This window comes from Variovorax sp. EL159, from assembly GCF_900100965.1.
Taxonomy (GTDB): Bacteria; Pseudomonadota; Gammaproteobacteria; order Burkholderiales; family Burkholderiaceae_C; genus Variovorax.
This window is the reverse complement of the sequence record NZ_FMUJ01000007.1, coordinates 152,287-175,916: the sequence shown is the minus strand read 5'-3', so window position 1 is coordinate 175,916 and position 23,630 is coordinate 152,287. Positions and strand designations below refer to the sequence as shown.

The window sequence follows — 23,630 nt, the reverse complement described above, 5'->3', positions numbered from 1 at the left end:
AGAACAAGAAAGCGGAAGCACTTCATGACCATCGATCTCCAGACGCTCAAGTGCGGCGAGTGCGGCAGCAGCGTGCTCAAGCGCACCGGGCTCAATGAGTACACCTGCGAGCACTGCGGCTCCGTCACGCTGGTCGAGGACAACGTGTCCGACCGGCTTGAACGCGTGCTCAACCAGGTCAAGAACGAGGCAGGCAGGCGACTGGCGGCAGAGGAAGCGCTCCGGCAGAAGCTGATGCTGCGCAAGATCGGCATCGGCGTGGTCGTCGTGCTGGGCATCTTGCTGGTGGGGAGCCTCGCTGACGTGTTCCTCGGGTCGCGCAACCAGCCCGGCTCGCAGCCGGTGGTGGCTGCCGTCATCGACCGCACCATCCCGACGGATGGCCTGAAGCTCGGCGAGCCCCGGCAGGTGCTGGTGGGCAGCGGCAGTTCGGCCGTGCCCAAGCTGCTGGTGGTGGTGCGCAACGAGACCGGCAAGCCCTTGTCGCGCGCGGGCATCCGGGCCACGTACTACGACGGCGAGACCCGTCTCGACGAGCGCAGCGAGATGGTGCCGATCTCGGTGCTCGAAGCGGGCGAGAGCACGCCCGCGCTGATCGACATGCCCAGCGGCAAGAACATCACGCGGCAGGAGCTGCAGGTGCAGAAGCTGGCCGAGCCCTACAACGCGGTCGAGGGGCCGCGCATGAGCTTCTCGCGCGTGCGGCTGGTGCAGCAGGGCGAGCGCGTGCGGCTGGTGGGGCGCGTCGCCAACACGCGCAAGGACGGCGCCATGCTCGGCGGCATCGAGGTACTGGCCACGCTGTACGACGACGCGGGGCAGGTGATCGGCTTCGGCCACGGCTACGGGCAAGCGAACGAACTCAAGGCGGGCGCGCAGACCTCGGTGGACCTGAGCATTGCGCGCTTCGGCCGCGCGGCGGCCATCGCGGCGTGGGACTACCGCATCGGCTACAGCACGGTCGAGGCCTCGGGCGCACGCACGGCGGTGCTGAGCGCCGATCGCGTGATCCGCACCACCGGTGCGCCGGAGCGCTTCAACCCCGACCTGCGCCTGGGCACCGAAGACCTGCTGGCCGACGACAGCGAGCGCTTCGATCCGAAGCAGCTCGAGCTGCTGCCGCTGATCGACGGGCGCAACAACATCCAGCAGCGGCTGTTCCTGACCGAACTCGTGAACCGCAGCACCGACGCGGTGGTCATCGCGCCGGGCGGCGTGATCTCGCGCTTCAGCGGCAGCAAGGCCGATGGCACGACCAACATCTCGGGGCTGGCGTACCTCTATCCGGGCGAGCGCTTTCCGATCTTCCTGGAGCCGGAAGACATGGAGCGCATCACCGACACCCGCATCGAGTGGAAGCCGATGCGCCGGGCCGCCATGCCGGGGCCGCGCATGCCGCTCGAGGTGAAGGTGACGGGCACCAAGGCCGAGACCGGCAGCGTGCTGCTCAACTTCAGCCAGCGCTTCACCTACAAGAGCGTCGAAGTCACGGGCACCGTGAAGAACCCGGGCGCGGGCATCGTCGGCAAGGTGCGGCTGTGGGTCAGCCTGCGCGACCGCAACGGACAGCTCACGGGCTTCAAGCTGGTGGAGAACCTGCCGGCCATCGCGCCGGGCGAGAGCGTGCCTTTCCAGGTGAACGTGGAGCAGAACGGCCGCGACTTCGCGAGCGTGACGACGCTATACCAAACCGAATAGCCCCTCGCCTGACGGCGTTGGGCGGTTCGCGCCATGATCGCGCCCATGATTCCGTTATCGATCCTCGACCTCTCCCCGATCATCGAAGGCAGCGACGCCGCGCAGTCGTTCCGCAACTCGCTCTCGCTCGCGCAGCACGGCGAGAAGCTGGGCTACACGCGCTACTGGCTGGCCGAGCACCACGGCATGCCGGGCATTGCGAGCGCGGCCACGGCAGTGCTGCTGTCGTACGTGGGGGCGGGCACGTCGACCATCCGCATCGGTGCCGGCGGCGTGATGCTGCCGAACCATTCGCCGCTGGTGATCGCCGAGCAGTTCGGCACGCTGGAGTCGCTGTACCCGGGTCGCATCGACCTGGGCCTGGGGCGTGCGCCCGGCTCCGACCAGCGCACCGCGCGGGCGCTGCGCCGCAACCTCGAATCGGATGCCGACCAGTTCCCGCAGGACGTGATCGAGCTGATGGACTTCATGTCGAAGACGCCGCAGCAGCCCGTGCGAGCCGTGCCCGGCGCGGGGCTCGAAGTGCCGGTGTGGATCCTCGGCTCCAGCACCTTCGGCGCGCAGCTCGCGGCGCACCTGGGCTTGCCCTATGCCTTTGCCTCGCACTTCGCGCCGCAGCAGATCATGCAGGCCATCCAGATCTACCGTGAGACCTTCAAGCCCTCGGCGCAGCTGCAGAAGCCGTACGTGATGCTGGGCTTCAATGTGTTCGCGGCCGACACCGACGAAGAGGCCGAGTTCCGCGCCACGTCGTGGCAGCAGGCCTTCGTCAACCTGCGCAGCGGCCGGCCCGGTCGCCTGCCGCCGCCGGTCGAGAACTACCGCCAGAAGGTCGGGCCGGCCGAGAACGCACTGCTCGACTCGGTGCTGTCGTGTTCCGCGGTCGGTTCGGTCGACACGGTCAAGAAGGGCGTGGAAGCGTTCGTGGCGCGCACCGGCGCCGACGAACTCATGATCACCTCGCAGGTGTTCGACCACGTTGCGCGGCTGCGCTCGTACGAACTCCTGGCCGAAGCCTTCGGCCAGAAGAAGTAGCCGCAACCGTCAGTCAGGCCCGCTTGCGGGCTTCCTCGTCGACGAGGTCCTTCTTCGAGAGCTTGCCCACGGCCGTCTTGGGTAGCTCCGCGCGCAGCTCCAGCGCGCCGATCATCTCGTGCTTGCCCAGGCGGTCTTTCAGGAACAGCTTGAGCGCATCGAGCGTGAGTTCGGGCGCGCCTTCCTTCAGCTTGATGAAGGCTTTTGGCGACTGGCCGCGGTAGTCGTCGGGCACGCCGATCACGCAGACCTCGGCCACCGAGGGATGCTCGTACACCGCTTCTTCGAGCACGCGCGGATAGACGTTGTAGCCGCCGCACAGCAGCATGTCCTTGGTGCGATCGACGATGTAGAAGTAGCCGTCGGCGTCCATCTTCGCGACGTCGCCGCTGCGGAAATAACCGTCGGGCGTCATCGACTCGGCCGTGGCCTTGGGGTTGTTCCAGTAGCCCTTCATCACGTTCGGGCCCTTGACGCACAGCTCGCCCGCTTCGCCGAACGCGGTCACGTCCTTCGTCGGATCGTCCAGGCTCACGAGCTTGATGCGCACCTGCGGCAACGGCATGCCGCACGAGCCCGCCTTGCGCACGCCGCGCGCGGGCGTGAAGGTGCCCACCGGCGAGGTCTCGGTCATGCCCCAGCCTTCGTTGAGGTGGCAGCCGGTGAGCGCGAAGAAGCGCTGCTCCACCTCCACCGGCAACGGTGCGCCGCCCGAGCCGCAGAACTTGAGCGAGCGCAGGTCCATCTCCTTGGCCTTGGGGTGCGACAGGATGGCCGTGTACATCGTCGGCACGCCGGGGAACACGCTGATCCTGCTGGCGGCCAGCTCGTTCATCACGGCATCGACATCGAAGCGCGTGTGCAGCACCAGCGCCGCGCCCAGGCGCACGCCGAGCAGCATCGCGGCACTCAGCGCGAAGATGTGGAACAGCGGCAGCACGACCAGAAAGCGCTCGCTGCCTTCGTCGAGGATGGGCGGCTCGCCGCGCGTCGACTCGTAGTACTGCGCGCTGGCCGACGTGAGGTTGGCGTGCGTGAGCATCGCGCCCTTGGGCAGGCCGGTGGTGCCGCCGGTGTACTGCAGCACCACGATCTCTTGCGCGAGATCGCCCAGCGGATAGGTGCGGTGCGCGCCTTCGCTTTTCAGCAGGGCGGTGAAGCGCACATGCCGGTCGTCGGTGGGCACGGCGGCGATCTGGCCCGCGGCCTGCAACTGGGCCTGCACCTTGTCGCCGGCCGCGCCGTAGTCGCCCAGGCTGCCGACCACCAGTTTCTGCAGGCGCGAGTTGTCGAGCAGCCGCGCCATCAGCGGGTAGAGATTGGCGAGGTCGAGCGTGATCAGGATGTTGGTGCGGCTGTCTTCGATCTTGTGGGCCAGCACGCGCTCGGCGTCGAGCGGCGAGTAGTTCACCACCGTGCCGCCGGCCTTGAGCACCGCGAAGAATGCGATCGGGTAGTGGGGCGTGTTCGGCAGGTACAGGCCGACGTGCACGCCGGGCTTCACGCCCAGGTCCTGCAGGCCCTTGGCGGCGCGGTCGACCGCGGCACCGAGTTCGCCATAGGTCATGACCTGGCCCATGAACTCGACGGCGGAGTGCCCGGGCCATCGCGCGACGGCTTCGTCGAGCATCTGCTGGACCGGCTTGACGGGCAACTCGGCGTCCCAGCGCATGCCGGGCGGGTACGCGCGCGTCCAGGGGGTGTTGTCGCCAGAGGGGGAAGGGATGGCCATGCGTTGTCTCCGCTGTGCTGTTGCAAATCGCGCGGGCGGGTCTGTGCCGCCCTTCGGAGGCACTGTAGCGCCCGGTCTTTCCACTGTGGCCCCCGGACTGACATGCAGGCGACACGGGTTTTCCCGATTTCCCACACGCGGGAAGCCCCTACCGCGAGGCTGGGACAATGGCGGGCTTATGGCAAAGCAACGGATCGTGGTGGGACTGAGCGGCGGGGTGGACTCCGCGGTCACGGCGCACCTGCTCAAGCAGCAGGGGCACGAGGTGGTCGGCATCTTCATGAAGAACTGGGAAGACGATGACGACAGCGAATACTGCTCGTCGAACATCGACTTCATCGACGCGGCCAGCGTGGCCGACGTGTTGGGCATCGAGATCGAGCACGTCAACTTCGCGGCCGACTACAAGGACCGCGTGTTCGCTGAGTTCCTGCGCGAATACAAGGCCGGCCGCACGCCCAACCCCGACGTGCTGTGCAACGCCGAGATCAAGTTCAAGGCCTTCCTCGATCACGCAATGCGGCTGGGCGCCGAGAAGATCGCCACCGGGCATTACGCGCGCGTGCGGCTGAACGAGGCCACTGGCAGGCACGAACTGCTGAAGGGGCTCGACGCGTCAAAAGACCAGAGCTACTTCCTGCATCGCCTGAACCAGGCGCAGCTGTCGAAGACGCTGTTCCCGGTCGGCGAGCTGCACAAGACCGAGGTGCGCCGCATCGCCGAACAGATCGGCCTGCCGAACGCGAAGAAGAAGGACTCGACCGGCATCTGCTTCATCGGCGAGCGGCCGTTCCGCGATTTCCTGAACCGCTACATCTCGAAGGAACCGGGCCCGATCAAGGACGACCGGGGCCGCAAGCTGGGCGAGCACCAGGGGCTGAGCTTCTACACGCTGGGCCAGCGGCAGGGGCTGGGCATCGGCGGCGTCAAGGAGAAGGGCGCGCAGCGTGGCTCGGGCGACCATTCGCCCTGGTTCGTGGCACGCAAGGACGTCGAGAAGAACACGCTCTGGGTGGTGCAGGGCCACGACCATCCGTGGCTGCTGTCGTCGGAACTGAAGGCCGACGATGCAAGCTGGGTGGCGGGCGAGGCGCCTGTGCCGGGCGCCTACGGATCGAAGGCGCGCTACCGGCAGGCCGATGCGGCCTGCGACATGGGAGCCGGCGAGACGGGTGGGGCCCAGGGGTTCAGCCTGCGCTTCGGCGAGCCGCAATGGGCGGTCACGCCGGGGCAGTCGGCCGTGCTCTACGACGGCGAGCGCTGCCTGGGGGGCGGCGTCATCGTTTGACCGCTGGCGGTGCCGAGCGCACCGACTCGTCGATGTGAACCATATCGAGCGAGTAGCGCTTGCCGGCCAGGTAGTCCTCGATGCATTGCAGCAGCAACGGACTGCGATGCCGCGCGACGCTGGCGCGAATCTCGGCGAGCGTCATCCATACGGTGCGCACGATGCCTTCGTCGAGTGCGCGGCCTTCTTCCAGCGCGCCGAGCGTGCCGGTGAAGGCGAAGCGCATGTAGGTCACGTCTTCGCCTTGTTCGGCTTGCGGCCGGGCACGGGCCATGTAGATGCCGATGAGCGCCGTGGGCGTGAAATGGTGGGCGGTTTCTTCAAGCGTCTCGCGCACGCAGCCCTCGGCGGGGGATTCGCCGGGGTCCAGGTGCCCGGCGGGCGTGTTGAGCCGAAGGCCGTCGGCGGCATGCTCCTCGACCAGCAGGAAACGTCCATCCCGTTCGATCACCGCAGCCACAGTGACATTGGGCTTCCAGCGCACGGCAGCCATTGCGGGGCTACCGCAGCACGTAGCCGCTGAAGCGCCAGACGCGGTCGCTGTCGAGGTGAAAGCTCACGAGTTCGCGCAGGGTGTTCTCGGGCTTGTTGGTGAAGCGGGTTTCGTATTCGACGCTGACGTACTGGCCGGCCGTGTCGCTGTCAGGGTCGGTCACCACCTGGCGATTGATGGCCACCCAGACGCGCTGCCGCGGTGCGCCGAGCGAGGCGCGGTTTCCGGTGACCTTGCTCATGAAGTCGGCGCGCGTCACGCGCTTGCGGGTGGCGGCGGTGGCGCCGTCCCAAAGTTCGCCGGCCCTGCCCTGGTCGATCATCTGGATCGCCTGCATGCCGCCTCGAACCATGTCGCTGGGCTCGACGTCCTGGGCGGCGGCAGGGCCGAACCAACTCCAAAGCAGCGCGGCGGCGAGCAGAAACCGGATCATTCGGGGCATTCGTCTTGTTCCTTGTGAGGGGAGGTCGCGGGGTGCCCGATGAGTGGTCTCCGGGCGGCAGAACCGTTGGAGACTTTAGCGCGCGGGAGATTCCCGCGAAGGCCGGGGCAGGCGGGAGGCTGTTGCGTGCCTCGGCAACGGGGTGCCTCGGTTACCGCGTACTGGTCTTGGGAAGCGCGTCCGACTCGATCGTTTCCAGCCGGTACCCCAGGCCATAGATGGCCAGCAGCAGAAAGCCGTTCGCAGGCCGCAGGTCGAGCTTGGTTCGCAGGCGCGAAATGTGGGTGTCGAGAGACCGCGACAGCGCCTCGATGCCCAGGCCCCAGACGGCCTCGTGCAGATGCTCGCGCGAAAGAAGCCGCCCGAGGTTCTGGAACAGGAAAAGCGCGAGTTCGTACTCCCGGTTCTTCAGTTCGACCGGCGCCCCACGGACCTTCAACACGCGCGAAGGCGGATAGAAGTGGTAAGGGCCGAAGATCAGTTCGGACTCGTGCTGCGCCGGGTAGGATCGGCGCAGCAAGGCCTTGATGCGTGCTTCGAGTTCGCCCGCGCGGATCGGCTTGGCCATGAAGTCGTCGGCGCCGGCATTGAGGCCCTCGACCATGTTCGCCTCGTCGCGCCGGTCGGTCACGAAAAGAATGGGAAGACGGCTCTTGAGCTCCTGCCGGATGGTCTTCACGACGTCCGGCCCGGCCATGTCGGGCAGGCTCCAGTCCAGGATGAGCAGGTCGAAGGTCTGCCGGCGCAACGCCTGCAGCAGTGTTCGTCCTTCGGTGTACAGGTGGCACTCGTGTCCGAGTCCCACCATGGTTTGATTGATCAGCTTGAGCTGATCCGGGCCAGCGTCCAGTACGGCAATTCGCATTCCATCCCCTTTTCCTCCCTGCGCCAGCCTCGTTGAGCCGACGATCTGCCTGAAGTGTATCTATCTGCGACTGGCGTAAGAAATGTGAATTGCAACTAATGCACGCTAATCCAGTTTTTCAAGGAAGTAGTGCGGACAATTGGCGTCAGTTGAATACAAATGAAGATTTTCTTGGGCAAGATTGAGCGAGGTGTCACCAACAATTGAGTGCTGGACAAGCGGTGCCACAGTCGATCTCACCAGGGCATCGTGAAGATCGCGATCCGCACCCGCATGAAGGGCGGCATCCTCGATTCGCTATGAATTAGATAGCTAAGACCACAGCATCCACCGGCGCTCCCGGGCAAGGGGTGCGGGGCATTTTGGCGACAGCAAGCGTCTGTAATCTTGCTGTAAGCTCTGCCCGCATTCCGTGTGCCCCCTTGCCCTGAGGAGATCTCTATGCTGATAGGCGTGCCTGCCGAGACACTGGCTGGCGAAACCCGAGTGGCCGTTACACCTGAAACGGTGAAGAAACTTTCGGCCTCAGGGCACACCGTTCGCGTGCAGTCGGGCGCCGGCGTCGCAGCCAGCGTCACCGATGCCGCCTACCAGGCCGCAGGGGCAGAGATCACCGACCAGGCGGGCGCCTTCGGTGCCGACATGGTCCTCAAGGTGCGCACGCCCACCGATGCGGAAGCCGCGCTGCTCAAGTCCGGCGCCGTCGTCATCGGCATGCTCAATCCTTTCGATGCCACCGGCCTGCAACGCCTGGCGTCGGCCGGCGTCGTCGGCTTCGCCCTCGAAGCCGCGCCGCGCACCACGCGCGCGCAGAGCATGGACGTGCTCTCTTCGCAAGCCAACATCGCCGGCTACAAGGCCGTGATGATCGCGGCCGACAGATACCAGCGTTTCTTCCCGATGCTCATGACGGCGGCCGGCACCGTGAAGGCCGCGCGCGTCGTCATCCTCGGCGTCGGTGTCGCCGGCCTGCAGGCCATCGCGACGGCCAAGCGGCTGGGCGCCGTCATCGAAGCTTCCGACGTGCGCCCCAGCGTCAAGGAACAGATCGAATCGCTCGGCGGCAAGTTCATCGAGGTGTCCTACGACACCGATGAAGAAAAAGAAGCCGCCGTCGGTGTCGGCGGCTATGCCAAGCCGATGCCCCCGAGCTGGCTCGCGCGCCAGCAGATCGAAGTCGCCAAGCGCGTGGCGCTGGCCGACATCGTGATCAGCACCGCGCTCATTCCCGGACGCGCCGCGCCGACGCTCATCACCGAAGACATGGTCAAGGCCATGAAGCCGGGTTCGGTGATCGTCGACATCGCCGCGGGCAAGGGCCCCGATGGCGTGGGCGGCAACTGCCCGCTGTCGGAAGCCGACAAGACCGTGGTCAAGCATGGCGTGACCATCGTGGGCGAGACCAATCTCGCGGCGCTCGTGGCGGCCGACGCGTCGGCGCTCTACGCGCGCAACGTGCTCGACTTTCTCAAGCTGATCGTCACCAAGGAGGGCGCGCTGAAGATCGACCTCGAGGACGACATCGTCGCTGCCTGCCGCGTCACGCAAGACGGCCAGGTCACCCGGAAATAAGCGAACAAGCGAAAACGCGAGGAGAACAAGCGCCATGGATCCCGTTTCCCATACCGTCATCAACCTGATCATCTTCGTGCTGGCGATCTACGTCGGCTACCACGTGGTCTGGACCGTCACCCCCGCGCTGCATACGCCGCTGATGGCGGTGACCAACGCGATCTCCGCCATCGTCATCGTGGGCGCCATGCTGGCGGCCGCACTCACCACCACGCCGCTGGGCAAGACCATGGGCGTGCTGGCCGTGGCGCTGGCGGCGGTGAACGTCTTCGGTGGCTTCCTGGTCACCCGCCGCATGCTGGAGATGTTCAAGAAGAAAGAGAAGAAGGCCGCACCAGGCGCCGCAAAGGCAGAAGAGGGAGCCGCCAAGTGAGCATGAACCTCGTCACGCTGCTGTATCTCATTGCCAGCGTCTGCTTCATCCAGGCCCTGAAGGGCCTGTCCCATCCCACCACCTCGATCCGCGGCAACATCTTCGGCATGACCGGCATGGCGATCGCCGTGCTGACGACCATCGCGCTGATCCACGGGTTGACGCGTTCGCTCAACGTCGACTTCGGTACCGGCATCGGCTATGTGCTGGCGGCCGTGGTCGTCGGCGGTGGCCTGGGCGCGTTCATGGCCAACAAGGTCGAGATGACCAAGATGCCCGAGCTGGTCGCATTCATGCACAGCATGATCGGCCTGGCTGCGGTCTTCATCGGTGTGGCTGCCGTGGCCGAGCCCTGGGCCTTCGGCATCACGGCCGCACCCGTGGCCGCGCTGATCGGTGCCGCCACGCCCGATGGCGCGCTCGTTCTCGACGGCTTCGTGCGCTACGGCATTCCCTACGGCAACCGGCTCGAACTGTTCCTGGGTGCGGCCATCGGTGCCATCACCTTCAGCGGCTCGGTCATCGCCTTCGGCAAGCTGTCGGGCAAGTACAAGTTCCGCCTGTTCCAGGGTGCGCCGGTGCAGTTCAAGGGCCAGCACATGCTGAACCTGGTGCTGGGCCTCCTGACCATCGCGCTGGGCCTGCTGTTCGTGGCCACCGAAAACTGGGGCGCGTTCTTCGCGATGCTGGCGCTGGCCTTCGTGATGGGCGTGCTCATCATCATCCCGATCGGCGGCGCCGACATGCCGGTGGTGGTGTCGATGCTCAACAGCTACTCGGGCTGGGCGGCGGCGGGCATCGGCTTCAGTCTGAACAACGCGATGCTGATCGTGGCCGGTTCGCTGGTGGGCTCCTCGGGTGCGATCCTGAGCTACATCATGTGCAAGGCCATGAACCGCTCGTTCTTCAACGTGATCCTGGGCGGCTTCGGTGGCGAGGCCGCCAGCGCCGGCGGTGCGGCGAAGGAACAGCGCCCGGTGAAGACCGGCAGCGCCGACGACGCGGCCTTCGTGCTCGGCAATGCAGAGACGGTCGTCATCGTGCCGGGCTATGGCCTTGCCGTGGCACGCGCGCAGCATGCGGTGAAGGAGCTGGCGCAAAAGCTCACCGACAAGGGCATCACCGTCAAGTACGCCATCCACCCGGTGGCGGGCCGCATGCCCGGCCACATGAACGTGCTGCTGGCTGAAGCCGAGGTGCCCTACGACCAGGTGTTCGAGATGGAAGACATCAACGGCGAGTTCGGCCAGGCCGACGTGGCGATCATCCTGGGCGCCAACGACGTGGTGAACCCGGCCGCCCACACCAAGGGCAGCCCGATCTACGGCATGCCCATTCTTGAGGCCTACAAGGCCAAGACCGTGATCGTGAACAAGCGCTCCATGGCCGCGGGTTATGCGGGCCTGGACAACGAGCTCTTCTACATGGACAAGACCATGATGGTTTTTGGCGATGCCAAGAAAGTAGTAGAAGATATGGGCAAGGCCATCGAATAGGCCGAAGGTCCGTGCCCGCGATGCGGGCGAGTTCCTGGCGGCGCCACTTCGTGCGCCGTTTTCGTTTTCAACTGTCCGACTCCCGGAGGAGACAAAACCAATGACCGACCGTCCCTGGCTCAGCAGCTACCCGCAGGGTGTGCCCGCCGATATCGATGCTTCGCAGTACCCCTCGCTGGTCGCGCTCATGGAAGAGAGCTTCACGAAGTACGCCGACCGCACGGCCTACAGCTTCATGGGCAAGGACATCAGCTACGCCGAGACCGACAAGCAGAGCCGCGCCTTCGCGGGCTATCTGCAGGGGCTCGGCCTGGTCAAGGGCGACCGCGTGGCCGCGATGATGCCCAACTGCCCGCAGTACCCGATCGCGGTCGCGGGCATCCTGCGCGCAGGCCTGATCCTGGTCAACGTGAACCCGCTGTACACGCCGCGCGAACTCGAGCACCAGCTCAAGGACTCGGGCGCCAAGACCATCATCATCATGGAGAACTTCGGCACCACGCTGCAGCAATGCATCGCGGCCACGCCGATCAAGCACATCGTGCTGGCCTCCATGGGCGACCGCCTGGGCTTCCTCAAGGGCGCGCTCGTCAACTACGTGGTGCGCAACGTCAAGAAGCTGGTGCCGCACTTCAGCCTGCCGGGCGCGGTGCGCTTCAACGATGCGCTCGACAAGGGCGCCAGCCGCGCGCCGCAACCCGTGGCCATCGGCCCCGACGACGTGGCCGTGCTGCAGTACACCGGCGGCACCACGGGCGTGTCGAAGGGCGCGGTGCTGCTGCATCGCAACGTGATCGCCAACGTGCTGCAGTCCGAGGCATGGAACGCGCCGGCCATGGAGAAGGTGCCCGCCAATGAACAGCCCACCAGCGTGTGCGCGCTGCCGCTGTATCACATCTTCGCGTTCACGGTCGGCATGATGCTGAACATGCGCACGGGCGGCAAGCTGATCCTGATCCCGAATCCGCGCGACATCGCGGGCGTGCTCAAGGAACTGTCGAAGCACACCATCCACAGCTTCCCGGCCGTCAACACGCTGTTCAACGGCCTGGCGAACCACCCCGACTTCAACACCGTCAACTGGAAGAACCTCAAGATCTCGGTCGGCGGCGGCATGGCCGTGCAGGCCGCGGTGGCCAAGCTCTGGCTCGAGAAAACCGGCTGCTCGATCTGCGAGGGCTACGGCCTGTCGGAGACCTCGCCGTCGACCACCTGCAACCCCACCAACAGCACCGCCTACACCGGCACCATCGGCCTGCCGCTGCCGAACACCTGGCTCAAGCTGCTCGACGACGAAGGCAACGAAGTGCCTGTGGGCGAGCGCGGCGAGATCGCGATCAAGGGCCCGCAGGTGATGGCCGGCTACTGGCAGCGCCCCGACGAGACCGCGAAGGTCATGACGCCCGATGGCTACTTCAAGAGCGGCGACATCGGCGTGGTCGACGAGCGCGGCTACTTCAAGGTGGTCGACCGCAAGAAGGACATGATCCTGGTGTCGGGCTTCAACGTGTACCCGAACGAGATCGAAGACGTGGTGGCACTGATTCCGGGCGTGCTCGAATGCGCGGCGGTCGGTGTGCCTGATGAGAAGACCGGCGAAGCCGTGAAGCTCGTGATCGTCAAGAAAGACCCTTCGCTCACAGAGGCCCAAGTGCGCGAATATTGCAGAGCAAACCTAACGGGTTACAAGCAGCCGCGAATCGTAGAGTTTCGTACGGACATGCCGAAGACACCGGTCGGCAAGATCCTTCGCCGCGAGTTGCGAGACGCGAAGAAGTAAGGGTTCGGCCCGGGTAGGGCCACGGCATCGATCTTGCATATTCGCGGGTCGATGTTTCGATTCATTCTTACCCGTGTGAGCCTGTTGGTGCCGACCTTCATCGGCATGACATTGCTCGCCTTCTTCCTCATCCGGCTCGTGCCGGGTGATCCCATAGAAACCATGGCCGGCGAGCGCGGGATCGATCCCGCGCGCCATGCCGAACTGCGCACCGCCTACGGCTTCGACAAGCCCGTGATCGTGCAGTACGGCATCTACATCGGCCGCGTGCTGCACGGTGACCTCGGCAAGTCGCTCATCACGCAAGACACGGTGATGAGCGAGTTCCTCGCGCTCTTCCCGGCCACGGTGGAGCTTGCGGTCTGCGCGATTCTTTTCGCGCTGCTGCTCGGCCTGCCGGCCGGCATCCTGGCGGCGGTGCGGCGCAATTCCATCTTCGATCATGGCGTCATGGCCACGTCGCTCACCGGCTACTCGATGCCGATCTTCTGGTGGGGCCTGCTGCTGATCCTGTTCTTCTCGGTGCAGCTCGGATGGACGCCCGTGTCGGGGCGCATCGCGGTGCAGTACTACATCGAGCCCGACACCGGCTTTTTGCTGATCGACTCGCTGCGCGCCGGCGACACCGATGCCTTCTGGTCGGCGCTGCATCACCTGATCTTGCCGGCCGTGGTGCTGGGCACCGTGCCGCTCGCCGTCATCGCGCGCATGACGCGCTCGGCCATGCTCGAGGTGCTCGGCGAAGACTACATCCGCACCGCGCGCGCCAAGGGCCTCTCGCGCTTTCGCGTGGTGGGGCTGCATGCGCTGCGCAATGCGCTGATCCCGGTCGTCACCGTCATCGGGCTGCAGGTGGGCGTGCTGTTCACCGGCGCGATCCTCACCGAGACCATCTTCTCCTGGCCCGGCGTCGGCAAGTGGCTCATCGAGGCCATCGGCCGGCGCGACTATCCGGTGCTGCAGGGCGGCATGCTGCTGCTCGGTGCCATCGTGATGATGGTCAACCTGCTCGTCGACGTGGCTTACGGCGTCATCAACCCCCGCATCCGGCGCTGAACGCATGGCGACCACACAAATCATTTCCCCCGGCGCAAGCCCCGCACCGCCCGGCCCCTGGCGCGAGTTCTGGACGGCCTTCTCGGCCAATCGTGGCGCGGTCATCGGGCTGGCCATCATCGTCCTGCTGCTGCTCGTCGCGCTGTTCGCGCCGTGGATCGCACCGCACGCGCCGAACGAAACCAACAGCGCCGTCTTCCTGCAGCCGCCGGCGTGGCAGCAGGGCGGCAGCGTCAGCTACCTGCTGGGCACCGACGCGATCGGGCGCGACATTCTTTCGCGCCTCATGCATGGCGCACGGCTCTCGCTGTCGATCGGTGTCGCGGTGGTCGCGCTGTCGGTGGTCGCGGGCGTGGTGCTCGGCCTCATCGCGGGGTTCTTTCGCGGCATGCTCGAGATCGCGATCATGCGGCTCATGGACATCGTGCTCACGCTGCCGAGCCTGCTGCTCGCCATCGTGATCGTCGCGATCCTCGGGCCGGGCCTGGTGAACGCGATGCTCGCGGTGGCGATCGTGGTGCTGCCGCACTACGTGCGCATCACGCGCGCCGCCGTCATCGCCGAGGTCTCGCGCGACTACGTGACCGCCGCGCGCGTCAGCGGCGCCGGCACGCTGCGCCTGATGTTCCGCGAGGTGCTGCCCAACTGCGCCGCGCCGCTGATCGTGCAGGCCTCGCTCGGCATCTCGACCGCCATCCTCGATGCGGCCGCGCTCGGCTTTCTCGGCCTCGGCGCGCAGCCACCGTCGCCCGAATGGGGAACGATGCTGGCCGATGCGCGCGAATTCGTGCTGCGCGCGTGGTGGGTCGTCACCTTCCCCGGCCTTGCGATTCTCATGGCCGTGCTGGCCTTCAACCTGCTGGGCGACGGGCTGCGCGACGCGCTCGACCCGAAGCTGAAACGATGAAAAGTATCGATTTCCTCATTCCAGGGATACCGCGGAACCGGCTTTGCCGGGCCGCCGGTATCGCCCCCTGCGAGGGGGTTGGCGTAGCGACACGAAGTGCGCGAAGACTGGGGGAGAGATGAGCCTTCTGGACATCAAGGATTTGCACGTCGAGTTCCCTACACAAGGCGGCGTGCTGCATGCCGTCGACGGCGTGAGCCTCAGGCTCGAAGAGGGCGAAGTGCTCGGCATCGTCGGCGAATCGGGCTCGGGCAAGAGCGTCACGATGATGGCGCTGATGGGCCTCGTCGGCTTTCCCGGCCGGGTGCGCGCGGACCACATGCGCTTCGCGGGCAAGGAGCTGCTCGGCATCTCCGACAAGGTGCGCCGCTCGCTGGTCGGCAAGGAGGTCGCGATGATCTTCCAGGAGCCGACCACGAGCCTCAACCCCTGCTTCACCATCGGCTTCCAGCTCATGGAAACGCTGCGGCTGCACCTGAAGCTCGACAAGCGCGATGCGAAGCGGCGCGCAACCGAGCTGCTCGAACAGGTCGGCATTCCGGCCGCGTCGTCGCGCCTGGGCAGCTATCCGCACCAGCTCTCGGGCGGCATGAACCAGCGCGTGATGATCGCCATGGCCATCGCCTGCAACCCGCGCCTGCTGATCGCCGACGAGCCGACCACCGCGCTCGACGTCACCATCCAGGCGCAGATCCTCGACCTGCTGCGTGACCTGCAGAAAGAGCGCGGCATGGCGCTCGTGCTCATCACGCACAACATGGGCGTGGTCAGCGAGATGGCGCAGCGCATTGCCGTGATGTACGCGGGGCAGCTGATGGAGCAGCAGCGCGTCGACCGCCTCTTCGCATCGCCGCAGCATCCCTACACCGAGGCGCTGCTCGCGGCGCTGCCCGAGCGGGCCGCGCCCGAGGGACGGCTCGCCACCATCAGCGGCATGGTGCCGGGCGTGCACGACCGGCCCGCCGGTTGCCTGTTCGCGCCGCGTTGCGCCTACGTCACCGAGCGCGCCTGCCATGTGCGGCCGGCGCTGCGCGAGTGGCAAGAGGCCGAGGTGCGTTGCCACTTCCCGCTCGGCGAGCTGGGGCGGCTGGCGGCCATCGAGAACGACAGGCCGCGCCAGTCGGTTGCCGAGGCCGTGCAATGAGCGAAGTGACGAGCAACGTCGTGGTGGAGGCACGCAACCTCCAGCGCACTTATGAAATCCGGCGCGGGTTGTTTCGCGCGCCTTCGCAGTTGCGTGCCGTGGGCGACATCTCCTTTCGCATCGAGCGCGGCCGCACGCTGGCCGTGGTCGGCGAGTCGGGGTGCGGCAAGTCGACGCTGGCGCGGATGATCGCGCTGATCGAGAAGCCGACGGCGGGGCAGCTCACGTTGGTCGGCGCCGACGCGGTGGATCAGGCGGCGGAGCAGAAGCGCGAGCTGCGCCAGGCCGTGCAACTGGTGTTCCAGAACCCCTACGGCTCGCTCAATCCACGCAAGAAGATCTCGGCGGTGCTCGAAGACCCGCTCGCGATCAACACCGCACTGGGCAAGCCGGAGCGCGCCGCGAAGGCCCGCGAGATGCTCGTGCGCGTGGGCCTGCGGCCCGAGTACGCCAACCGCTATCCGCACATGTTCTCGGGCGGCCAGCGCCAGCGCATCGCGATCGCGCGCGCGCTCATGTTGTCGCCGCGCCTGCTCGTGGCCGACGAGCCGGTGTCGGCGCTCGACGTGTCGATCCAGGCGCAGGTGCTGAACCTGCTGAGCGACCTGCAGGCCGAACTGGGCCTTGCGTACCTTTTCATTTCGCACGACCTCGGCGTGGTGCGCCACATCGCGCACGACGTGCTGGTGATGTACCTGGGCCACGCGGTGGAGCAGGGCCCCAAGTCGCGCATCTTCGCGCGGCCGCTGCATCCCTACACGCAGGCGTTGCTGGCATCGACGCCGGGCCTCAGCAACCAGCGCATCGTGCTCAAGGGCGAGCTGCCCTCGCCGCTGAATCCGCCTTCGGGCTGTGTCTTCAGCACGCGCTGCCCGCACGTGGCGCCGCGTTGCCGCGAAGAGCGTCCGCTGCCGCGCTTGCTCGACGAGCGGCTGGTGGCCTGCCACTTTTCGGAGAAGTTCCTCGACGGTGCGGCCCCGGTCCGCGCCGATGTTCCTTCGCCCGCCATCTCGATGGCGACGAATCCTTAGCAACCTGCTTTTTCAACCGTGTCCCAAGGAGTCCACATGAAGACCCAGCCCACCGTTTCGCGCCGCTCACGAAAGCTGGCGCTTCTGGCACCGACAGCGCTTGCGGCCCTTACCCTGGCCTGTGGCGTCGTGTCTGCCAAGACGCTGGTGTATTGCGCAGAAGGCAGCCCGGAGAATTTCTATCCGGGCATGAACACCACCGGCACTTCGTTCGACGTGACCACGCAGGTCTACAACACCATCGTCGAGTTCGAGCGCGGCGGCACCAAGGTCGTGCCGGGCCTGGCCGAAAAATGGGACATCTCGCCCGACGGCACGGTCTACACCTTCCACCTGCGCAAGGGCGTGAAGTGGCACACCACCAGCAAGAGCTTCAAGCCCACGCGCGACTTCAACGCCGACGACTTCATCTTCATGATCGAGCGGCAGTGGAAAGAGAGCGACCCGTACTTCAAGGTCACGAGCCAGAACCACTCGTACTTCAATGACATGGGCATGCCCAAGCTGCTGAAGTCGGTGGACCGCATCGACGACTACACCGTCAAGATCACGCTCAACCAGGCCGAGGCACCGTTCCTTGCGAACCTGGCGATGCAGTACGCGGGCATCCAGTCGAAGGAATACGCCATTGCCATGCTGAAGGCCGGCACGCCCGAGAAGGTCGACCAGGACCCGATCGGCACCGGCCCGTTCTACCTCGTGCAATACCAGAAGGACGCGATCATCCGCTTCAAGGCCTTCCCGCAGTACTGGGGCGGCAAGGCCAAGATCGACGACCTCGTGTTCGCGATCACACCCGATGCGTCGGTGCGCTGGGCCAAGCTGCAAAAGGGCGAATGCCACGTCATGCCGTACCCGAACCCGGCCGACCTCGACGCGATCCGCAAGGACCCGAACGTGCAGCTGCTGGAGCAGCCCGGCCTGAACGTGGGCTACCTGTCGTTCAACACCACGAAGAAGCCCTTCGACGACGTGCGCGTGCGCAAGGCCATCAGCATGGCGATCAACAAGAAGGCCATCATCGACGGCGTGTACCTGTCGACCGGCGTGGCCGCGAAGAACCCGATTCCGCCGAGCATGTGGTCCTACAACGACGCGGTGAAGGACGACCCGTACGACCCCGAAGCCGCCAAGAAGCTGCTGGCGCAGGCCGGCTTTCCCGATGGCTTCACGACCGACCTGTGGGCCATGCCCGTGCAGCGTCCATACAACCCGAACGCCAAGCGCATCGCCGAGCTGATGCAGGCCGACCTGGCCAAGATCAACGTGAAGGCCGAGATCAAGAGCTTCGAGTGGGGCGAGTACCGCAAGCGCCTGCAGGCCGGCGAACACCAGATGGGCATGATGGGCTGGACCGGCGACAACGGCGACCCGGACAACTTCCTCTACACGCTGCTGGGCTGCGCCTCGGCCAAGTCGGCCAGCGGCAGCAACGTGTCGAAGTTCTGCTACCAGCCGTATGAAGACCTCGTGGTGAAGGCCAAGAGCACGACCAAGCAGGCCGACCGCGACGCGCTCTACAAGAAGGCGCAAGTCATCTTCAAGGAGCAGGCGCCGTGGTTCACCATCGCGCATGCGGTGCAGCTGAAGCCGGTGCGCAAGGAAGTGGTCGACTTCAAGCTGAGCCCCTTCGGCCGCCACACCTTCTACGGCGTGGACATGAAGTGATGGACGTGGCCGCATGAGTGGCGTCGCACCGGTCGCCATCGTGGCGGCCATGCACGAGGAACTGAGCGCGCTGCTCGCGCAGATGCCTGACGAGCAGCGCGTCCGGGTTGCCGGGCGCGACTTCTGGGTGGGGCATCTGCAGGGCCAGCCGGTGGTGGCGGTGCTGTCGCGCATCGGCAAGGTTGCGGCGGCGGTCACCGCCACGGTGCTGCTCGAACGCTTCGGCGTGCGCGCGATCGTGTTCACCGGCGTGGCGGGCGGACTGGCGCCGGGCGTGAACGTCGGCGACGTGGTCGTTGCAACCGAGCTGCTGCAGCACGACATGGACGCCTCGCCGCTCTTTCCGAAGTACGAGGTTCCGCTGATGGGCATGGCGCGCTTTCCGGCCGACGCGGCCATCGGTAACGCGCTGTCGGCAGTGGCAGCCGATGTGCTGCGCGACCCGGTGGCCTTGGTCGGCCAGCAAGCCGCCGACGAATTCAGCCTTCGGCGGCCCAGGGTGCACCGCGGCCTGCTGGTGAGCGGTGACCGCTTCGTATCGACCACGGCGGAGAGCGCGGCCTTGCAGCGCGATTTGCCCGATGCGCTCGCGGTCGAGATGGAGGGCGCGGCAATGGCGCAGGTGTGCCACGACTACGGTGTGCCCTTCGCCGCGATGCGGACGATTTCGGATCGGGCCGACGATGCCGCGCATGGCGACTTCGCGCGCTTCGTGGCGGAGGTCGCGAGCCGCTACAGCCTTGCGCTGGTGGGCACGTGGCTTGCCACGGGCGGCACCGCCGCCTGAGAAGACGGCGTCAGTTTCGCCACTGCGCAAGCCGGCGCAGCGGAATGTCGCGAAGCAGCGGTGGGATCGACAGCGCCAGCAGCAAGGCCGCCAGCGGAACGACGCAGATGAAGCCGACGTACTTGAAGCCGAGCGCCCCCACGGCCCCGCCGAACACGAACATGCCGACCAGCCCTGCGGCCCTGCGCAGGCGACTGCGGTCGTGGCGAACCGCTGTCTGAGTCGATGCGGTTGCGCGCCGGTTCCAGTAGAGCATCTTGCCCAGCTCGATTCCCATGTCGGTGATGTTGCCGGTCATGTGGGTCGTGCGGATGCTGCCACCCGAGGTCTTCGACGCCACCGCGTTCTGCAGGCCCATGATGAACGACAGCAGCAGCACGGTGAGCGGCACCGCGAACGGCGTGGCCCAGGTCAAGGTGATGGCGCCCATGAGCCCGAACGGAAACATCAGCGCGGCTTCGAGCACGAGGGGCAGGGCGTAGACGCCGTGCAGGCGATGCTGCCGACCCCAGTTGACCAGTACGGCGCAGGCCGCAGCACCGGTCAGGAACGCGAGGATCGCGCCCAGCGCGTTCAGCAGCAGCGTGACGTTGCCCAGCACCATGCCGTCGGCCAGCTGCGAGGCGAAGCCGGTCATGTGCGAGGTGTACATGTGCAGCACGAGGAAGCCGCCCGCATTGACGGCGCCCGCATTGAACGCAAGCAGAAGGCCGAGCGCGCTGTTGGTGGACGGCGCGCGATGGCGGTTGGTGAGGAAGCGAAGTCTGCGCACGGGCTCTCCGGTGGCGCCGGCCGGCTGGCGCCTGCTGTGAGCGACTCTAGCACCCGGTATCCGGCCCCGGCACCGCGCGCGCTATGGCAGTGCGACAGTGCGGCAGCGCGGCAGCGCGGCAGCGCGGGCGTTGCGTTACTTCAGCCAGCCGCGCCGGCGGAAATACCACATCGGCACCAGCGCGCTGGCCGCCATCAGCACGATGGCATAGGGGTAGCCCATGGCCCAGTCCAGCTCGGGCATGAACTTGAAGTTCATGCCGTAGATGCTCGCGATCAGCGTGGGCGGCAGCAGCGCAACGCTGGCCACCGAGAAGATCTTGATGGTCTTGTTCTGGTTGATGTTGATGAAACCGACGGTCGCATCCATCAGGAAGTTGATCTTGTCGAAGAGGAACGCCGTGTGGTTGTCCAGCGATTCGATGTCGCGCAGGATCTGCCGCGCTTCTTCGAACTGCTCGGCGTTGAGCATCTTGCTGCGCATCATGAAGCTGACCGCGCGGCGCGTGTCCATCACGTTGCGGCGGATGCGGCCGTTCAAGTCTTCCTGCCGCGCGATGGCGCCGAGCACCTCGCCGGCCAGTTCGTCGCTGACGTTGCCCGACAGCACTTTCTTGCCGGCCACTTCGAGTTCGTCGTAGATGTTCTCCAGCGTGTCGGCCGAGTACTCGGCGTCGGCGTCGAACAGCTTGAGCATCACTTCCTTGGCGTCTTCGATCAGCCCCGGCGCGCGGCGCGCGCGCATGCGCAGCAGGCGAAACACGGGCACGTCTTCGTCGTGGATCGAGAACAGCACGCCGCGGCTGCGCAGGTCGGTGTTGTGCTGGTTGAGGATGAAGGCGACGCGCACCGTGCGCGGGTTCTCGTCGTCGTCGATCAGGAAGTCGGAGCGGATGTGCAGCTCGCCGTTGTCTTCTTCGTAGAAGCGGGCCGACTCCTCGATGTCCTCGTCCATCGCGTCTTCGGGGATCGAGAGGCCGTAGTACTGCTTGATCCAGCGCTTTTCTTCGAGCGTGGGCGATTCGAGGTCGACCCAGATCGGCCTGAACTTGGAGAGCTCTTCGAGGGCCTCGATCTCTTCCTGGACAAGGCGGCCGTTGGCGAGCGTAAAGATGTTGAGCATGGGCTCACTCCCGGGGATGACTGAACGATGGGCGAGGGAGGGGCGCTTTCAATTCCCGGGCCCGACGTGAGCGATCAGGCCGTCAGAAAGGGAGTTGAAAGCTGCCGAGACGGGGCGGTTTCCATGGGGGAGTCTCCATTTGCAGCGAGGCGCGATTATGTCACTGGCCATGGGGCTGCATCGAGGTCGGACTGGACGGGCATACAGTAAAGTCCTGCCCATGCAGACCGCTGCGCTTCCTGTTTTTTCCGCCGCCGCAACGAGCCAGTCCGAACGCCTGGCCGCGGCGCTGGCAACGCTCAACGAGGCGCAGCGCGCGGCGGTCGAGCACGGCGTGGGCGCGGCCGTGGGCGACGACCACCGTCCGCTGCTCGTGATTGCAGGCGCAGGCTCCGGCAAGACCAGCACGCTGGCACACCGGGTGGCGCACCTGATCGCAGGGGGCGTCGATCCGCAACGCCTGTTGCTGCTGACCTTCTCGCGCCGTGCCGCGCAGGAAATGGGGCGCCGCGCGGGCCAGGTGCTGACGCAGGTGCTGGGCTTGTCCTCGGCGGTGCCGCCTGCGTTGCCATGGGCCGGCACCTTCCACGGCATCGGCGCGCGGCTGCTGCGCGAGTACGCCGCGCAGATCGGCCTGGACGAAAACTTCACCATCCACGACCGGGGCGATGCCGAAGACCTGATGGGGCTGGTGCGGCACGAGCTGGGCCTCTCGGCAACGGTGAACCGCTTTCCGCGCAAGGGGACCTGCCTGTCGATCTACTCGCGCTGCGTCAACACCCGCGCGCCGCTGGCCGAGGTGCTGAAGACCTCCTTCCCCTGGTGCGACGAGTGGGAGGCCGAGCTCAAGAAATTGTTCGGCGCCTACGTGGAAGCCAAGCAGCAGCAGAACGTGCTCGACTACGACGACCTGCTGCTCTACTGGGCCGAGATGGCCGCCGAGCCCGCACTGGCCGCGCAGATCGGCGCGCGCTTCGACCACGTGCTGGTCGACGAGTACCAGGACACCAACCTGCTGCAGGCGTCGATCCTGCTGGCGCTCAAGCCCGACGGGCGCGGCGTGACGGTGGTGGGGGACGACGCGCAATCGATCTATTCGTTTCGCGGCGCGACGGTGCGCAACATCCTCGACTTTCCCTCGCAGTTCACGCAGGCCGCGCGCGTGGTCACGCTGGAGCGCAACTACCGCTCGACGCAGCCGATCCTCGACGCGTCGAACCGCGTGATCGCGCATGCGGCCGAGCGGCACGCCAAGACGCTCTGGACTGACAAGCCCTCGGCCGGCAAGCCCTTGCTGGTGCTCGTGCCCGACGAGGCCGGGCAGGCGCGCTGGGTGGCCGACAAGGTGCTGGCGCATCGCGAGGGCGGGCTGGCGCTCAAGTCGCAAGCGGTGCTGTTTCGCACCTCGACGCACAGCGCGGCACTCGAACTCGAACTGGCGCGGCGCAACATCCCGTTCGTGAAATTCGGCGGCCTCAAGTTCCTGGAGGCCTCGCATGTGAAAGACCTGCTCGCGGTGCTGCGCTTTGCCCAGAATCCGCGCGGACGCATGGCGGGCTTTCGCGTGACGCAGCTGATACCGGGCATCGGGCCGGCCACCGGCACGCGGCTGCTCGATGCGATGGACAAGGCGGCCGACCCCGCGGCGGCCGTGCGCGATTTCGTGCCGCCGTCCGCGGCGCGCGCGCAATGGAACGACTTCGCCAAGGCCTATGCCGCGCTGCGTGCGCCTTCGCTGACGTGGCCGGCCGATGTGGAACTGGCGATGGACTGGTACCTGCCGCACCTGGAGCGTCTCTATGAAGACACCTCCGGCGTGCGCCGTGCCGACATCGAGCAGCTCGCACGGCTCGCGGCGGGCTACGGCTCTCGCGAGAGCTTTCTCACCGAACTCACGCTTGATCCGCCCGAAGCCACGAGCGATCGCCCGGGGCCGCCGCTGCTCGACGAGGACTACCTGATCCTCTCGACCATCCATTCGGCGAAGGGACAGGAGTGGCGTTCGGTGCACGTGCTCAACGTCGTCGACGGTTGCATGCCGGCCGACGTGGTGCAGAGCGCGCAAGAACTGGAAGAAGAGCGCCGCCTGCTCTACGTGGCGATGACGCGGGCGCGCGACCATCTGCACCTGCTGGTGCCGCAGCGCTTCCACATCACGCAACAGGCCGTGCGCGGCGACCGGCACCTGTACGCCAACCGCACGCGCTTCATTCCGGATGCCGATCTCGCGGGCTTCGAGCAGCAGACCTGGCCGCCTGCGCCGGTGCTGCCCCCGGCGGTGCCGCCACCGGCCGCCGTGATCGACCTGCGCAACCGCATGCGCGCCGCCTGGCGCTGAAGCGGCTGGCCCTGCGGGCGGCAGGGTCACC

20 protein-coding genes are annotated in these 23,630 nt (G+C 66.5%); 14 read left to right on the top strand and 6 right to left on the bottom strand.

Going from position 1 to position 23,630, the window contains the following annotated elements; translation table 11 throughout:
- Positions 1–24 precede the first annotated feature (24 nt).
- Positions 25–1,698: an FxLYD domain-containing protein gene (locus BLQ28_RS26595; RefSeq protein WP_093246331.1), complete on the top strand. Its 1,674-nt coding sequence runs from the start codon at positions 25–27 to the stop codon at positions 1,696–1,698.
- Positions 1,699–1,743: 45 nt separating this feature from the next.
- Positions 1,744–2,733: an LLM class flavin-dependent oxidoreductase gene (locus BLQ28_RS26590; RefSeq protein WP_093246491.1), complete on the top strand. Its 990-nt coding sequence runs from the start codon at positions 1,744–1,746 to the stop codon at positions 2,731–2,733.
- A gap of 13 nt (positions 2,734–2,746) precedes the next feature.
- On the opposite strand, the gene BLQ28_RS26585 is transcribed toward BLQ28_RS26590, so the two are convergent.
- On the bottom strand, positions 2,747–4,465 hold the full coding sequence (locus BLQ28_RS26585; RefSeq protein ID WP_093246330.1) for a long-chain-fatty-acid--CoA ligase: 1,719 nt from the start codon (positions 4,463–4,465) through the stop codon (positions 2,747–2,749).
- A gap of 178 nt (positions 4,466–4,643) precedes the next feature.
- On the opposite strand from BLQ28_RS26585, the gene mnmA reads away from it, so the two are divergent.
- A complete protein-coding gene (gene mnmA / locus BLQ28_RS26580) occupies positions 4,644–5,753 on the top strand; it encodes a tRNA 2-thiouridine(34) synthase MnmA (RefSeq protein WP_093246329.1) in 1,110 nt (369 codons plus the stop codon).
- Here the strand turns inward: mnmA and BLQ28_RS26575 are convergent.
- The 3 genes from BLQ28_RS26575 to BLQ28_RS26565 all read right to left on the bottom strand — a co-directional run bounded on the left by BLQ28_RS26575 (position 5,743) and on the right by BLQ28_RS26565 (position 7,553).
- A complete protein-coding gene (locus tag BLQ28_RS26575; protein WP_093246328.1) occupies positions 5,743–6,246 on the bottom strand; it encodes an NUDIX hydrolase in 504 nt (167 codons plus the stop codon). The two genes, mnmA and BLQ28_RS26575, sit on opposite strands and share 11 nt — an antisense overlap.
- A gap of 7 nt (positions 6,247–6,253) precedes the next feature.
- On the bottom strand, positions 6,254–6,688 hold the full coding sequence (locus tag BLQ28_RS26570; protein ID WP_093246327.1) for a DUF4019 domain-containing protein: 435 nt from the start codon (positions 6,686–6,688) through the stop codon (positions 6,254–6,256).
- Between the two features lie 151 nt (positions 6,689–6,839).
- On the bottom strand, positions 6,840–7,553 hold the full coding sequence (locus tag BLQ28_RS26565; protein WP_093246326.1) for a response regulator transcription factor: 714 nt from the start codon (positions 7,551–7,553) through the stop codon (positions 6,840–6,842).
- A gap of 441 nt (positions 7,554–7,994) precedes the next feature.
- Between BLQ28_RS26565 and BLQ28_RS26560 the strand changes: the two genes are divergently transcribed.
- From BLQ28_RS26560 to BLQ28_RS26510, 10 genes are all read left to right on the top strand, one after another.
- Complete coding sequence (locus tag BLQ28_RS26560) at positions 7,995–9,125, top strand: Re/Si-specific NAD(P)(+) transhydrogenase subunit alpha (RefSeq protein WP_093246325.1); 1,131 nt, start codon at positions 7,995–7,997, stop codon at positions 9,123–9,125.
- Between the two features lie 34 nt (positions 9,126–9,159).
- The gene (locus BLQ28_RS26555; protein ID WP_093246324.1) at positions 9,160–9,498 is read left to right on the top strand and encodes an NAD(P) transhydrogenase subunit alpha part 2; all 339 of its coding nucleotides are present in this window, start codon (positions 9,160–9,162) and stop codon (positions 9,496–9,498) included.
- Positions 9,495–10,994, top strand: coding sequence for an NAD(P)(+) transhydrogenase (Re/Si-specific) subunit beta (locus BLQ28_RS26550; RefSeq protein WP_093246323.1), 1,500 nt, complete (start codon positions 9,495–9,497; stop codon positions 10,992–10,994). Before BLQ28_RS26555 ends, BLQ28_RS26550 begins: the two co-directional genes overlap by 4 nt.
- 100 nt (positions 10,995–11,094) lie before the next feature.
- Positions 11,095–12,774: a long-chain-fatty-acid--CoA ligase gene (locus BLQ28_RS26545; protein ID WP_093246322.1), complete on the top strand. Its 1,680-nt coding sequence runs from the start codon at positions 11,095–11,097 to the stop codon at positions 12,772–12,774.
- 51 nt (positions 12,775–12,825) lie between these two features.
- Positions 12,826–13,830 (top strand): ABC transporter permease subunit, encoded by a 1,005-nt coding sequence (locus tag BLQ28_RS26540; RefSeq protein WP_093246321.1) that lies wholly within the window; start codon positions 12,826–12,828, stop codon positions 13,828–13,830.
- A 4-nt stretch (positions 13,831–13,834) separates the two neighbouring features.
- The gene (locus tag BLQ28_RS26535) at positions 13,835–14,737 is read left to right on the top strand and encodes an ABC transporter permease subunit (RefSeq protein WP_093246320.1); all 903 of its coding nucleotides are present in this window, start codon (positions 13,835–13,837) and stop codon (positions 14,735–14,737) included.
- A gap of 118 nt (positions 14,738–14,855) precedes the next feature.
- Positions 14,856–15,881, top strand: a complete 1,026-nt coding sequence (locus tag BLQ28_RS26525) for an ABC transporter ATP-binding protein (RefSeq protein WP_093246319.1) — start codon at positions 14,856–14,858, stop codon at positions 15,879–15,881.
- The gene (locus tag BLQ28_RS26520; RefSeq protein WP_093246318.1) at positions 15,878–16,912 is read left to right on the top strand and encodes a dipeptide ABC transporter ATP-binding protein; all 1,035 of its coding nucleotides are present in this window, start codon (positions 15,878–15,880) and stop codon (positions 16,910–16,912) included. Before BLQ28_RS26525 ends, BLQ28_RS26520 begins: the two co-directional genes overlap by 4 nt.
- 36 nt (positions 16,913–16,948) lie before the next feature.
- Positions 16,949–18,580 (top strand): ABC transporter substrate-binding protein, encoded by a 1,632-nt coding sequence (locus tag BLQ28_RS26515; protein WP_093246317.1) that lies wholly within the window; start codon positions 16,949–16,951, stop codon positions 18,578–18,580.
- Between the two features lie 13 nt (positions 18,581–18,593).
- Positions 18,594–19,367, top strand: coding sequence for a 5'-methylthioadenosine/adenosylhomocysteine nucleosidase (locus BLQ28_RS26510; protein WP_093246316.1), 774 nt, complete (start codon positions 18,594–18,596; stop codon positions 19,365–19,367).
- 10 nt (positions 19,368–19,377) lie between these two features.
- Here BLQ28_RS26510 and BLQ28_RS26505 read toward each other — a convergent pair whose 3' ends face one another.
- Both BLQ28_RS26505 and corA read right to left on the bottom strand, forming a co-directional pair.
- A complete protein-coding gene (locus BLQ28_RS26505) occupies positions 19,378–20,139 on the bottom strand; it encodes a YoaK family protein (protein WP_093246315.1) in 762 nt (253 codons plus the stop codon).
- Between the two features lie 135 nt (positions 20,140–20,274).
- The gene (corA, locus tag BLQ28_RS26500) at positions 20,275–21,261 is read right to left on the bottom strand and encodes a magnesium/cobalt transporter CorA (RefSeq protein ID WP_093246314.1); all 987 of its coding nucleotides are present in this window, start codon (positions 21,259–21,261) and stop codon (positions 20,275–20,277) included.
- A gap of 220 nt (positions 21,262–21,481) precedes the next feature.
- Between corA and BLQ28_RS26495 the strand changes: the two genes are divergently transcribed.
- On the top strand, positions 21,482–23,599 hold the full coding sequence (locus tag BLQ28_RS26495) for an ATP-dependent helicase (protein WP_093246313.1): 2,118 nt from the start codon (positions 21,482–21,484) through the stop codon (positions 23,597–23,599).
- Positions 23,600–23,630 lie beyond the last annotated feature (31 nt).